We start from the raw sequence: 13002 nt of genomic DNA, 5'->3' as shown, positions 1-13002 counted from the left end.
CCGCGGCGGGCACGACCTCCACGAGTCCGGCGCCCGCAAGCGGCACGACGCCCACGGGAGCCAAGCCCCAGGGGGCCTGATCCGGGCTGCACGGCGGCATCAGCGCTGCTGCCACCAGGCATCCATGAAGGCAGCTTCGCTGGTGCGGCCGGAGAAGGCGGCCGGGCGCTTTTCCGTGAAAGCGCGTGCGCCCTCGCGGGAATCCGGGAGGGCGAGCGTGGCCGACAAGGCGCGCGATTCCAGATCGTGGGCAATGCGCGGACGGTCGGCCCCCAGCATCTTCCACAGCAGCTGGCGGTTGAGGGCCACCGACACCGGCGCGGTATTGTCGGCAATGTCACGGGCCAGCGCCATGGCCGTCGACAACAACTGGTCCTGCGCGACCACCTTGTGCAACAGGCCGCGCTCCAAGGCTTCGTCCGCCGGGATCATCCGGCCGGTGATCATCCAGTCCAGAGCGGTGGCGATGCCGACGAGGCGGGGCAGGAACCAGCTGGAGCAGGACTCCGCCACGATGCCGCGACGGGAGAAGATGAAACCGAACCTTGCCTCGCTTGCGGCGATGCGGAAGTCCATGGGCAGCAGCACAGTTGCGCCGAAGCCGACGGCGACGCCGTTGATCGCCCCGATGACCGGCTTGCGCATCTCGTAGAGACGCAGGCTGACCCGCCCGCCAAGGTCGGCTGGCACATTCTCGCCCGTGGCGGGATCACCACCGGAGGGGAGGTTGAAGCCGCCGCTCAGGTCCGTGCCGGCGCAGAATGCTCGCCCGTTACCGGTCACCACCACTGCCCTGACCTCGTCGTCCTCATCGGCTCGGGTGAAGGCTGTGAGAAGCTCGTCGTGGGTTTCCACGCGCGCGGCATTCAGCTTGTCCGGCCGATTGAGGCAGATGGTGACGACACCGTCCGCCTTTTCGTAGGTCAGGTCTTCGTAGGTCACTGGATCGCCCTCCCTCGCTGATCGTCCTGCTCGGACGGCAAGGGATGGTGCAGGGCAGGGGTGGCTTGCGTCAACCCGCCAGCTGCCGAAAGGCACATCAGGACCGCCTGGCCTCAAGCGCTCATCTCGGCCGCTTTGCTGCGTTCAGCCCGCTTGCGCTCATGGGGATCGAGAATAGCCTTGCGCAGCCGGATCGATTTCGGCGTGACCTCCACCAGCTCGTCATCGGCGATGAAGGCCAGCGCCTTTTCCAGGGTCATGTTGACCGGAGGCGTGAGGATGACGTTCTCGTCCTTGCCGGCGGCGCGCACATTGCTGAGCTTCTTACCCTTGAGGACGTTCACCTCCAGGTCATTGCCGCGGGTGTGTTCGCCCACGATCATGCCGGCATAGACCCGGGTGCCAGGATGAATGAACATCGGGCCACGGTCCTCCAGGTTCCACAGGGCATAGGCCACAGCGTCGCCATCGCCGTTCGAGATCAGCACGCCGGTGCGCCGTGCCGGAATGTCGCCGGCATAGGGCGCATAGGCGTGGAAGACCCGGTTCATGATGCCGGTGCCGCGGGTGTCGGACAGAAGCTCGCTGTGATAGCCGATGAGACCGCGGGTCGGCGCCTTGAAGACGAGCCGCTGCCGGCCGCCGCCAGACGGCCGCATGTCCACGAGCTCGGCACGGCGCTCGGACAATTTCTGCACCACCGCGCCGGCATAGTCCTCATCGACGTCGATGGTCACTTCCTCGATTGGCTCCAGCAACTCGCCGCTGGCTTCGTCGCGCTTCATGACCACGCGCGGCCGGCCGACGGTGAGCTCGAAGCCCTCTCGCCGCATCGTTTCGATGAGCACGGCCAACTGCAATTCCCCGCGCCCGGCGACCTCGAAACTGTCGACCTCGCTGCTCGGCGTCACCTTGAGCGCCACGTTGCCTTCCGCCTCGCGCAGCAGCCGCTCGCGGATGACGCGGCTCTGCACCTTGTCTCCCTCCTGGCCGGCCAGCGGGCCGTCATTGATGCGGAACGTCATGGACAGGGTCGGCGGGTCGATAGGCTGGGCCTTGATCGGCTCGCTCACTTCCGGGGCGGCAATGGTGTCGGCGACGGTCGCTGTCTTGAGGCCGGCCAGCGCCACGATGTCGCCGGCCTCGCCCACATCGATGGGGGTGCGCTCGAGCCCGCGGAACGCCAGCACTTTGGAGATGCGCGCTTCTTCCAGCACCCGGCCGTCGCGGGCGAGCGCCTTCACGGTCATATTGGGCTTCACCGAACCCGAGGCGATCCGTCCCGTCAGCACGCGGCCGAGATAGGGATCCGCTTCGATGGTGGTGGCCAGCAGCCGGAAGGGCCCTTCCTCGGTGCGCGGGGCTGGCACATGCTGCAGCACAAGGTCGAACAGGGGGGCCATGTCCTGCTGGGGCCCGGCCGGGTCCGCCGCCATCCAGCCCTGTTTGGACGAGCCGTACAGCACGGGGAAATCGAGCTGCTCATCGGTCGCATCGAGCGCGACGAACAGATCGAAGATCTCGTTCAGCACCTCGGTGTGCCGCTCGTCCGGCCGGTCGATCTTGTTGATCACCACGATGGGGCGCAGGCCGATCTTCAGCGCCTTGCCGACCACGAACTTGGTCTGCGGCATCGGTCCCTCGGCGGCGTCCACCAGCAGCACCGCGCCGTCCACCATGTGCAGGATGCGCTCGACCTCGCCGCCAAAATCCGCATGCCCCGGCGTGTCCACGATATTGATGCGCGTGTCGCCCCAGGGCACCGAGGTGACCTTGGCAAGGATCGTGATTCCCCGTTCCCGCTCCAGGTCGTTGGAGTCCATGGCGCGCTCCATCACGCGCTGGTTCGAGCGGAAGGCGCCAGACTGCGCCAGCAGCCGGTCGACCAGCGTGGTCTTGCCGTGGTCGACATGGGCGATGATGGCGATATTGCGAAGGTGCATGGCGCTGCCTGAATGAAATGGCCGCGGGCGTGTTTCAACCCGCGGCTTGCGATGATGCGCCGCATATATAGGAGACCAGCCCTCCGGCGCAAGCCCGTGCCAAGGCGCTATAGCTCGCTGGACCAAGGGATGAAACGACCTGTGCAGGTTTGCTATCGTGTCCTGAAGCAAAAGGCCTGTCGCATATGCAACGCGCAATTTGCAACACCTGATTTTAGCATGCGAATACCGCAACCCTTGACTGTCGCCAGAGCTGCGGAGATTATTCGATCCGTCGAATCTATCCAGAAGCGTCTTCTATGCGAATTCTCCGGCGTGACCGGCGTTTCAGTGACTCAAGTCTCGATCGCTTGGCCGTTTGCTATCGCAGCGACAAGGTCCACGGCTATCTTGCCGGATTTGGTTTTGGCCACGGCTACACCCGCGTCTATCACACCCTGTTCAAGCCTTTGCGGCGTGCCCCTGTAGCGCTCCTCGAGATCGGCTTGCTGCGGCCCAACACAGCCAATGCCGGACAATCCCGAAACGTGATCACCCGGGCGCCCTCTCTGGAGATGTGGCGGCGGTATTTCCACGCAGCGCGGCTCCATGGGCTTGATCTGTGCGCCTATGAGGGGCCGCCGATTCCCGATTGCATCATTCTCCAGGGCGATCAAGGCAGCGCGAGCGATCTCCAGCGTGTGGCGGCCGCCTCGCCTGGCGGGTTCGACATCGTGATCGACGACGGCAGCCATGCCTCGCAACACCAGCAGATCAGCTTCCGTGAGCTGTTTCCACACGTAAGGCCGGGAGGCTATTACGCGATCGAGGATCTTGGGTGGCAGCCGGAGCAGATCGAGGATGGCCGTTTTCCCAAGACGGCCGACATGTTCCGAGAATATCTGTGTACCGGCCGCCTGAGCTCTCCTGCCTGGTCCGCTGAGCTGGGCAGGGATTTGGCCAGCCAAATCGAAAGCGCGCTTTTTTTCGATAGCCTCAGTCGAGGCGCCCTGGATGGCGTGGACTGGCTGCTCGTGCTGCGCAAGCGACAGGCATCTTGATGGACGGAATTTCATGCCGCCAGGCCAAAATGGCGACTCCGGATTTGCGTATTCGTACCGGACACCGTATCTGCATGTGTTATGACGGCACAGATCGACATCATCACCTTTGGTTGTCGGCTCAATACTTATGAGTCCGAGGTCATGCGCGCGCACGCGGACGCGGCGGCCCTCGAAAATACAATCATCATCAATACTTGCGCGGTGACGGCGGAGGCGCAGCGGCAAGCGAGGCAAGCGATCCGCCGCGCCCGGCGCGAGCGACCGCAGGCGCGCATCGTGGTCACGGGCTGCGCGGCACAGATCGACCCGGCGAGCTTCGCCGCCATGGACGAGGTGGACCTCGTGCTGGGCAACGAGGACAAGCTGAAGGCTGCGCCCTGGCGGCGCGTCGGGGCGGATTTCGGCGCCGGGGCGCATGAAAAGGTCGTGGTCAACGAGATCATGTCGGTGCGGGAAACCGCATCCCATATGGTGGACGGGTTTGCCGAGCGGACCCGCGCCTTCGTGCAGATCCAGAACGGATGCGACCATCGCTGCACCTTCTGCATCATTCCCTTCGGCCGAGGCAATTCCCGCTCCGTGCCGGCGGGGGAGGTGGTGGCACAGGTTCGCAATCTGGTCGCGCGCGGCTATCGCGAGATTGTGCTCACCGGTGTGGACATTACCGCGTATGGGGCTGACCTGCCGGGCAAGCCGAGCTTGGGCGGGCTGGTGCGGCGGGTGTTGAGGCTGGTGCCGGAGCTTCAGCGGCTACGGCTCTCCTCATTGGATTCGGTCGAAGCCGACGAGGACCTGATGCGCGCCATTGCCGAGGAAGAGCGGCTGATGCCGCATTTCCACCTCTCGCTGCAGTCCGGCGACGACCTGATCCTGAAGCGGATGAAGCGGCGCCACCTGCGCGGCCATTCCATTGCGTTCTGCGAGGCGGTGCGCCGGCTGCGGCCGGACGCCGTCTTCGGCGCGGACATCATTGCCGGCTTCCCCACCGAAACCGATGAAATGTTTGCCAATTCCTGCCGGCTGGTGGAGGAGTGCGGCCTGACCTTCCTGCATGTGTTCCCCTATTCCCCGCGGCCAGGCACGCCCGCCGCGCGCATGCCGCAGGTGCCCGGGGGCACCATCAAGCGCCGGGCAGCGGCGTTGCGTGCTCTGGGCGAGCAGCGGCTTGCCGGCTTCCTCTTGGGGGAAGTCGGCGCCCGGCGTCAGGTGCTGGCCGAAACGGAAACGACTGGCCGTACCCAGCATTATGCCCCTGTGCGCTTGGCGGAGCCGGTCACACCGGGCTCGGTGGTGGAGGTCGACGTCATCCAGGCAACCTCCGGCTCACTTGTCGGGCGAGTGTTGGCATGACAGAGCAGAACAGCATCAGCCGGTTCAAGCGATGGTTCGGCTTCGGCCGTGATGCTCAGGCGGAAGAGGAGCGCCGGAGCACAGCACCTGAGGGCGCCGCAGACAAAAAAGGCGCCTCGGACCACGAAGTCGAAGCTGGCGACGCCACGGGGCCCAATGCTCTGGCTGCGGATGAGACGGAGCTGGGCGCAGGGGCCGTGCCGGCTTCCCAGGCTGCGCCGGTTTCGGAAAGTGCCGCTCCGGCTGTCGACCGGGATCAAGCTGAAGCCGCCTCTGTCGATGTGGAGCAGCCGGGTCGTGCCGAAGCACCGACGGCTGGCGACTTGCCTTTGGCGCCTCAAGACGGGCCTCCCGTCGAGGCGCCGTCGGACGAGCACGAGCATCCAGCAAGGCGGAACTGGTTTCAGCGGCTTACGGAGGGCTTGCGCAAGTCGTCGCAGTCGCTCGGCACGGGCATCACCGACATCTTCACCAAGCGCAGACTTGACGAGGACACGCTGCAGGATCTGGAAGACATCTTGATCCAGGCGGACCTTGGCGTGGAGACAGCGGCGCGGATCACCGAGCGGGTGGCTGCCGGGCGTTATGACAAGCAGATCGAGCCAGACGAGGTGAAGCGGGTTCTGGCCAAGGAGGTGGCGGATGTGCTGCGGCCGGTGGCGCAACCGCTTCGGGTCGACGGTGACAAACGGCCGTTCGTCATCATGGTGGTGGGCGTGAACGGGACCGGCAAGACCACCACCATCGGCAAGTTGGCTGCCCAGTTCAAGGCGCAGGGCAAGCAGGTGGTGCTGGCGGCCGGCGACACCTTTCGCGCTGCGGCGGTGGAGCAGATCAAGATCTGGGGCGAGCGGGTCGGCGCACCTGTCGTGGCCAAGGACATTGGAGCGGACGCCGCTGGCCTGGCCTATGACGCGCTGCAGAGGGCGCGAGCGGAACGTGCCGACGTCCTGATGATCGACACGGCGGGCCGTCTACAGAATAAATCTGATCTGATGGCGGAGCTGCAGAAGATCGTACGGGTCTTGCGCAAGCAGGATGAGAGCGCGCCGCACGCGGTGGTGCTGGTGCTCGACGCGACAACGGGCCAGAACGCGGTCAATCAGGTCGAAATTTTCCAAAAGGTCGCCGGCGTTACCGGGCTGGTGATGACCAAGCTCGACGGCACCGCTCGCGGCGGCATATTGGTTGCGGTGGCGGAGAAGTTCAAGCTGCCGGTCCATGCCATAGGGGTGGGTGAAGGCGTTGCGGACCTGCAGCCGTTCGAAGCCGACGACTTTGCCCGCTCGATTGCGGGGCTGCGATGAGCGAGAAGCTCGAGCCCGCCGGCAGGGGCGACCGGGCACTGGGCCCTGTGCTCAAGCTCACAGTCGAGCTCGGCCCACTTCTGGCGTTCTTTCTCGTCAATGCCCGCGCCGGGATATTCGCCGCCACCTTTGCTTACATGGTCGCGACCGTGGCTGCGCTGGCGGTCACCTGGTTCCTGGTCCGGCGCCTGCCCATCATGCCTTTGGTGACCGGCGTCTTCGTGGTCGCCTTCGGAGGACTGACACTTCTGCTTCAGGATGAATTGTTCATCAAAATGAAGCCTACCATTGTGAACGCGTTGTTCGGTATGATCCTGATCGGTGGACTGGCTTTCGGAAAGTCTCTGCTCAAGCCAGTTTTGGGGGAAGCTCTGATGCTGGAGGATGCGGGCTGGGACAAGCTCACGTTCCGTTGGGCCCTGTTCTTCCTCTTTCTGGCAGCACTCAACGAGATCGTCTGGCGCAACTTTTCAACACAATTCTGGGTTAGCTTCAAGGTGTTCGGAGTGATGCCCTTGACGTTACTGTTCGCCGCCATGCAGCTGCCAGTGATCCGGACTTATCTGATCGATCAAAAGAATTCCGAGAACGGAGATCGATAACTGCAATCGTGGACACGAATTTCACAATCCGGTTTTGATTTCCGTGCGGATGTCCCGCTGACAATCCGATTGTAACCGTGCGGAAGTCCGGTCTTTTTCTAGGACCGTCGCGTCAGGGCCGGTGCAACCATAGTTGGTTTAGCTCACGGAACGAATTGCCGTCCCTGCTGTTCTGATTTATTCATTTAAAATGAAAGCAACCGAGAGGCGTAACCTTTGCGACTTCGGTTGAACGGCATTGAGGTTGGAGGTGCGGGGAAAAGCATTCCTGACCTTAATAGCCGGTTGGGCTCTCGACACGTGGCGAGGTCATCGATGCTTGCCGCTTGGGGGAACAGGAGCCTGATCGGCATGGGAAGGCGGCGGAGCGATCTGCCGCAGGTGAGGACTTGTATACGGGGGCTTTAGTATGGCAGAAAACGACGAAGCCTTTGATCTGAACAGATCGGCGTTTCATCTCTTGAAGCGCGCGGCACAGTATGCCTCGAATCTGTTCGCGGATCAGATTGGCTATAGCGGGCTGACCCATCGTCAGTTCACTGTTCTACTCGCTGTGGCACAGAACGAGGGTGCCAGCCAGACACAGCTGGTGCGTATAACCGGAATCGATCGGTCCACTTTGGCCGATCTGGTGGCGCGTCTGCTGAAGCATGGCTACTTGCAAAGAAAGAGAACACGAGAGGATGGCCGCACGAATGCGATCAAACTCTCTGCGGCGGGGCGGCGCGCCCTGCAGGCAGCGCAGCCTGGTGCTGCCCTCGTCGACCGGGAAATCGTCAACGCGATACCGCGGGCGCTACAACAGGATTTCCTGAGTGCCTTGCAGGCTGTCTCCGAAGCGTATTCCCTGCAGCTTGATCAGGCTGCGAATGGAGCGCTGAAATTGGCAGAAACGAAATCAAAGCGCCGCGCTCGCGCCGATGCCTAGCGACGCCTAAAGACAAGCGAACGTTCCAGCTGACAAATGACCTGAAGATCGGCTCGTGGGGGGCCGAAATCAGCGGAGATTGCGTCAAGCGGAACGATGTGCGAGCCCAGCTGCACTGCCTAGCTAGATCCGGCCGCACCAGGTTGTGCTGCGGGAACACGTAGGCCCGCGCAGAACAATGCTTTAGAGCGGCGTATCGCGCTGCACCACCGCCGCGACGATATTGCGTCAGCGCTCTTACCTCCGGTCTCAGTTTCAAGCGACCTCGAATAGACCGGCTGCGCCCATGCCGCCGCCGACGCACATGGTGACGACCGCAAACCGGCCGCCGCGCCGTTTGGTCTCAATCAAGGCATGTCCGACGAGCCGAGCACCCGACATCCCGTAGGGATGGCCTATGGAAATGGCGCCTCCGTTCACATTCAACTTGTCCGGATCAATGCCGATCCGATCACGGCAGTAGATCACCTGCACTGCGAAAGCTTCGTTGAGCTCCCACAGATCAATGTCGTCCGCTGTCAGATCGTGCTGCTTCAGCAGCTTGGGAACCGCGTAGACGGGGCCGATGCCCATCTCGTCCGGCTCGCAGCCGGCCACTGCCATGCCGCGGAACAGGCCCAGCGGCTCCAGACCACGGCGGGCCGCCAGGGATCCCTCCATGATTACGCAAGCGCTCGCCCCGTCGGAGAGCTGACTGGCATTTCCGGCCGTGATCACCGCATCGGGCCCGCGCACCGGGTTGAGTGCCGCCAAGCCTTCGGCAGTCGTATCCGGCCGGTTGCCTTCGTCGCTTGAGAGGGTGACATCGCGATGGGATACTTCGCCGGTTTTCTTGTCCGTGACCACCATGCGGGTGGCGATGGGCATGATCTCATCCTTGAAGCGGCCAGCCTGTTGTGCGGCCGCGGTCCGCCGCTGGCTCTCCAAGGCGTAAGCGTCCTGCGCCTCACGCGTGATCCCATACCGCGCCGCGACCACCTCCGCCGTGTCGATCATGGCCATGTACATATGCGGATGCAGCGCCAAAAGTTCGGGGTCCTGGCGTCGGTAGCTGTTGGCGTGCTCGTTCTGCACAAGGCTGATCGATTCGACCCCGCCGCCGACCGCGATCGAAATCTCGCCGAGCTTGATTGCGCGCGCCGCATTGGCAATGGCCTGAAGACCGGAGGCGCACTGCCGATCGACCGTGGTGCCGGCGATTGAGACCGGCAAGCCGGCGCGCAAAGCGGCTTGGCGGCCGACATTATAGCCGGTGGTTCCCTCCGGCATGGCGCAGCCGATAACCACATCCTCCACTTCGCCCGGCTCAAGCCCGGCGCGCGCAACCGCATGCGAAATGGCGTGGGCTGCCATGGTCGGGCCGGGCGTGTCGTTCAGGGCCCCACGATAAGCCTTACCGATCGGCGTGCGTGCGGTGGACACGATTACTGCATCAGCCAAGACAAATCCTCCCTCGCGGAAAGAGTTCAGCTCGCTTCCAAAGCCGCATCATGAATGGAAGCAGTGTGAGAAACGGGCGGGCCAGGTTTACCCGTCGGCGCGACCAGAACGGCAGATTAGACGATTGCCGGGTGATGGCGACAGGAATGTTGCCGCGCAAAATTCGATTGCCAGGCTCCGCCGGCGTTCTGTCGGTTCCGCCGGAGCTAACGGCCTGTGGGCACGAGCTGGGTCTCAGCCGCGCCGCGCGGGGACGCGCGGCCTCGCTTGTGACCTGCGGTCTGGTGATGGCGTGCCTGCCGCGAAAGGCCGTGGCGCGTCTTCTGCCAGTGGAAGGGTCTGCGGACAAGTTCCCAGAGAGCGTACCAAGCACCGGCCGAGATCAGCAGCCAGTAAACCGGCATTGTGAGCAGAGACCTACGTAGATAGAGCAGCTCGGGCCGGTGGCCGAGTGCGACCATGCCGGATGCAAGCGCCACCACCAGTCCGGAGACGAAAACGATGGTGCCCAGACCGGCGAGCAGCCATTCCAGCGGCGTGAGTTGGACTGCCAAGGGATCAACAGTCACGGCTTTCCATAGCAGGACACCCACGCAGAGGGGGTGCAGCAGGCCTGAGAGCACAATGCCCGCAGTGACAGCCTGGAAGGTGATAAACCCGCGCCAGCCGAGCTCGCGCAGCAGCAGACCGGGCGCGCGCATGTGCACCAACCACGTCTGCATCCAGCCCTTTATCCAGCGCGATCGCTGTCGGAGCCAGTTGCCCAGCCGACAATTCGCTTCCTCATAGGTGGTGCTCGCGATAACTCCAACCCGGTACCCCAGCCGGGCAAAGCGCAAGCCCAGATCCGCATCCTCGGTCACGTTGAACGGATCCCAGGCGTGAACTGCGCGCAGAACGTCCACGCGGAAATGGTTGGAGGTTCCCCCAAGTGGCAGTGGCAGGCCAAAGCGTGCCAGCACCGGTAAAAGCAGGTCGAACAGCGCCGCATATTCAATGGTGAACTGCCGGGTGAGCCAATTCTCGCCGTGATTGAAATAGGACAGGCGCGCCTGCAGGCAGGCGACGTCATCCGGTTCCTGAGCAAAGCGGGCGACTGCCTGCCGTAGTTGATCCGGCTCCGGCCTATCTTCTGCGTCATAGATGACGAGATATGTTCCGCGGACGAAGCGCATGGCGTAGTTGAGCGCCTTCGGCTTCGTCTGTGGCATGAGCTTCGGCACCACCACCGTCTCGAAGCAACCGGGAAGGCTCATCTTCGCCAGGGCACAGCGCGTCTCCCAATCCTCCCGCTCGAGGATGATCTTGATGTCGAGCTTCGCTGCCGGGTAGTCCAGCGCCAGCAAGGCATCGATCAGGTGAGGCAGCACCTCCGCCTCTCTGAACGCCGGCACCAGGATGCTGTAGACAGGCAGCTCGCTGTCCGGCAGGCGTGCGTCAGGGGCAACGTGGTGCGCGGGCCTGTCGGCAATCAGCGCCAGCCCTTTCAGGGCAATGACCGAAAGGAACACCGTGCAGAGCAGCACCGCGGCGGCCAGCATGGCGGCTGGCGGGGCCAGCCAGAGAGACACGCCGGCCGCGATCAGCAGGGCAAGGGCCGCGGCGATTTGGCCACGCGACAGCCGACGCCGTGCGGAATACTGGGGCAGGCTATCGGCCAGCCGGTCTCGGGCATGGTGCAGCAGGGCGCCGCCCCAGACGTGCAGACATGCCGCGCGAAGCTCATCGGCCGTCATCAGACCGGCGACCGGCATGCCCATTTCGGCGCCGCGCCATGGAGCGGGGTCCGCGGTCGCGTAAAGCGGACCGCTATCGCCAAGACAGAGGGGAAGATAGCCTGTCAGCAGCACATCTTGCACAGTTTCGGCAGAAAGCCGGGCGAGCGCAGCGTGCAGCTCGGCTGATGAGGTGCGCGGCAGGCCAGTCACGTCCGCAAGGGCGGCGGCGAGCGTGGATTGATCGACAAGTCCTTCGGCGATCAGCACGCGCCCCAGCGGCTCGTCCGCTGCCGCGGCGAGCTCCTGCGCGATCCGGAGATCGCGGCCGGTGATCCAGCCTCGTGCCAGAAGGAGATCCGAGAGATGTTGGTCGGGGTGAATGTGCGCAAGGCCGGTGTGCCAAGGCAAGGCATCCACAGATGTCGCCCTGCTGGACGCCATGTCTCTTCCGCCCATCCGCCGGATATTGACCGTAATGGCTCCGCCCCCCGGTCAGAACCTCTCCCCGGCAGCATGAAATCACGAAATGGTGGCGCTCAAAAGCCAGGCTGTGCAAAAATGAAGCTCATGGGTGAGTTATCCACTGTGGTTCGACAGTTTGCGCTGGCGGTGCTGATATTGCTCGCCTGGGCTGGTGAGTGGCATGCCTGGGCGCAGCTGCCGGGCGAGGAGGTGGAGCGGGGCAGCCTGCCCGCGTTGACCACCCCGCCTGCGGAGCCCGAGCCCGCACCGGCACCAGCGGGGCCGGCCGAGCCACCGGACCAAGGCCCGCCAACTGCTCAGACCGAGCCGCCGGACCAAGGCCCGCCAACTGCTCAGACCGAGCAGCCGGGCGGTGCGCCGCCAACATCGGATGGAACAGAAAGTGCCATCGCCCCGCAGATCTGGCGCCTGAACCCCGCCCTCACCCGGCCGGACCTGACCAGCCGCGAGCCGATCAAGGTCCTGGTGGGCAACGACTACCCGCCGTTCAACTACCATGACGAATCGGGCGCGCTCGTCGGTTTCAACGTGGACCTGGCGCGTGCCATGTGCCTGGTGCTGCGGGTGAAGTGCACGGTCAACGGGCTTGCTTGGGACCGGTTGGTGCCGAGCCTGCTGAATGGCACGGGCGATGCACTGATCGCATCCATGCGAATTACCTCGGCCGCCTTGCGGAACGTGGATTTCACCAAGCCCTATTTCCGCTTGCCGGCGCGATTCGCGGTGCGCAAGGACGCCGGGATCGAGACGGTGGAGGGCAACGGGCTGCCTGGCAAACGCATCGGCGTGGTCAGGGGCACGGCGCACGAGGCCTATCTGGCCGCCTTCTTTCCGCGCTCGGTGGTACGGCTCTACACCAAAGACTCCGAGGCGCTCGAGGCGCTCCGTGCCGGCCAGGTCGACGCCGTGTTCGCGGACGGCGCCACGCTCATGTTCTGGACGCTGAGCGCCTCGTCGGCGGATTGCTGCCGCCTGGCCCCCGGCGCCTTCACGGAGGCCCGCTATTTCGGCACGGGTGCCGGCATCGCCGTCAGGCGTGGCGATACGCCACTGCGCAATGGCTTCGAATATGCCATGGACCAGCTCAAGGCGAATGGCACCTATGACATGCTGCTTCGGAAATACTTTCCGGCGAATCTCTATTAGACCGGGATGACTCGCCCCGAGAAACCACCTATGGGGCTGGGGCAACCGGGATGATGCGGCCCTGTAACGCGGGACGAAAATCGGCTGAGCAATGTTGGCC

General features: G+C 64.0%; 10 protein-coding genes. 6 read left to right on the top strand and 4 right to left on the bottom strand.

The features are described from left to right. Nucleotides 1–99: 99 nt before the first annotated feature. On the bottom strand, nucleotides 100–942 hold the full coding sequence (locus E4P09_RS04565; protein WP_137388362.1) for an enoyl-CoA hydratase-related protein: 843 nt from the start codon (nucleotides 940–942) through the stop codon (nucleotides 100–102). 113 nt (nucleotides 943–1055) lie between these two features. Continuing rightward, the gene (gene typA, locus E4P09_RS04560) at nucleotides 1056–2885 is read right to left on the bottom strand and encodes a translational GTPase TypA (RefSeq protein WP_137388361.1); all 1830 of its coding nucleotides are present in this window, start codon (nucleotides 2883–2885) and stop codon (nucleotides 1056–1058) included. A 350-nt stretch (nucleotides 2886–3235) separates the two neighbouring features. Between typA and E4P09_RS04555 the strand changes: the two genes are divergently transcribed. From E4P09_RS04555 to E4P09_RS04535, 5 genes are all read left to right on the top strand, one after another. After that, the gene (locus tag E4P09_RS04555; RefSeq protein WP_137388360.1) at nucleotides 3236–3925 is read left to right on the top strand and encodes a class I SAM-dependent methyltransferase; all 690 of its coding nucleotides are present in this window, start codon (nucleotides 3236–3238) and stop codon (nucleotides 3923–3925) included. Between the two features lie 144 nt (nucleotides 3926–4069). Next, nucleotides 4070–5278 carry a tRNA (N(6)-L-threonylcarbamoyladenosine(37)-C(2))-methylthiotransferase MtaB gene (mtaB, locus tag E4P09_RS04550; RefSeq protein WP_428977686.1) on the top strand — a complete coding sequence of 403 codons (1209 nt, stop codon included), beginning with the start codon at nucleotides 4070–4072 and terminating at the stop codon, nucleotides 5276–5278. Next, nucleotides 5275–6585 carry a signal recognition particle-docking protein FtsY gene (gene ftsY, locus E4P09_RS04545; RefSeq protein ID WP_137388358.1) on the top strand — a complete coding sequence of 437 codons (1311 nt, stop codon included), beginning with the start codon at nucleotides 5275–5277 and terminating at the stop codon, nucleotides 6583–6585. The genes mtaB and ftsY overlap by 4 nt, the downstream gene beginning before the upstream one ends. After that, nucleotides 6582–7187 (top strand): septation protein A, encoded by a 606-nt coding sequence (locus tag E4P09_RS04540; protein ID WP_137388357.1) that lies wholly within the window; start codon nucleotides 6582–6584, stop codon nucleotides 7185–7187. Before ftsY ends, E4P09_RS04540 begins: the two co-directional genes overlap by 4 nt. Before the next feature lie 409 nt (nucleotides 7188–7596). Then, nucleotides 7597–8115 carry a MarR family winged helix-turn-helix transcriptional regulator gene (locus tag E4P09_RS04535; protein ID WP_137388356.1) on the top strand — a complete coding sequence of 173 codons (519 nt, stop codon included), beginning with the start codon at nucleotides 7597–7599 and terminating at the stop codon, nucleotides 8113–8115. Nucleotides 8116–8370: 255 nt separating this feature from the next. On the opposite strand, the gene E4P09_RS04530 is transcribed toward E4P09_RS04535, so the two are convergent. Then, nucleotides 8371–9555: an acetyl-CoA C-acyltransferase gene (locus E4P09_RS04530; RefSeq protein WP_137388355.1), complete on the bottom strand. Its 1185-nt coding sequence runs from the start codon at nucleotides 9553–9555 to the stop codon at nucleotides 8371–8373. A 206-nt stretch (nucleotides 9556–9761) separates the two neighbouring features. Then, a complete protein-coding gene (locus tag E4P09_RS04525; RefSeq protein ID WP_137388354.1) occupies nucleotides 9762–11714 on the bottom strand; it encodes a glycosyltransferase family 2 protein in 1953 nt (650 codons plus the stop codon). Nucleotides 11715–11858: 144 nt separating this feature from the next. Between E4P09_RS04525 and E4P09_RS04520 the strand changes: the two genes are divergently transcribed. After that, entirely contained in the window at nucleotides 11859–12902 is a 1044-nt protein-coding gene (locus E4P09_RS04520; RefSeq protein ID WP_137388353.1) for a transporter substrate-binding domain-containing protein, read from the top strand. The last annotated feature ends 100 nt before the right edge of the window (nucleotides 12903–13002 follow it).

It is taken from the genome of Rhodoligotrophos defluvii, from assembly GCF_005281615.1.
Lineage (GTDB): Bacteria > Pseudomonadota > Alphaproteobacteria > Rhizobiales > Im1 > Rhodoligotrophos > Rhodoligotrophos defluvii.
The sequence above is the reverse complement of the archived record's forward strand: the minus strand, read 5'-3'. Positions and strand labels throughout refer to the sequence as shown.

What these genes read in the sequence shown, in the direction of transcription:
- typA (WP_137388361.1), bottom strand. Translation starts at nt 2,885, where the DNA reads ATGCACCTTCGCAATATCGCCATCATCGCCCATGTCGACCACGGCAAG.
- mtaB (WP_428977686.1), top strand. Translation starts at nt 4,070, where the DNA reads ATGCGCGCGCACGCGGACGCGGCGGCCCTCGAAAATACAATCATCATC.
- ftsY (WP_137388358.1), top strand. Translation starts at nt 5,275, where the DNA reads ATGACAGAGCAGAACAGCATCAGCCGGTTCAAGCGATGGTTCGGCTTC.
- E4P09_RS04540 (WP_137388357.1), top strand. Translation starts at nt 6,582, where the DNA reads ATGAGCGAGAAGCTCGAGCCCGCCGGCAGGGGCGACCGGGCACTGGGC.
- E4P09_RS04535 (WP_137388356.1), top strand. Translation starts at nt 7,597, where the DNA reads ATGGCAGAAAACGACGAAGCCTTTGATCTGAACAGATCGGCGTTTCAT.
- E4P09_RS04525 (WP_137388354.1), bottom strand. Translation starts at nt 11,714, where the DNA reads ATGGCGTCCAGCAGGGCGACATCTGTGGATGCCTTGCCTTGGCACACC.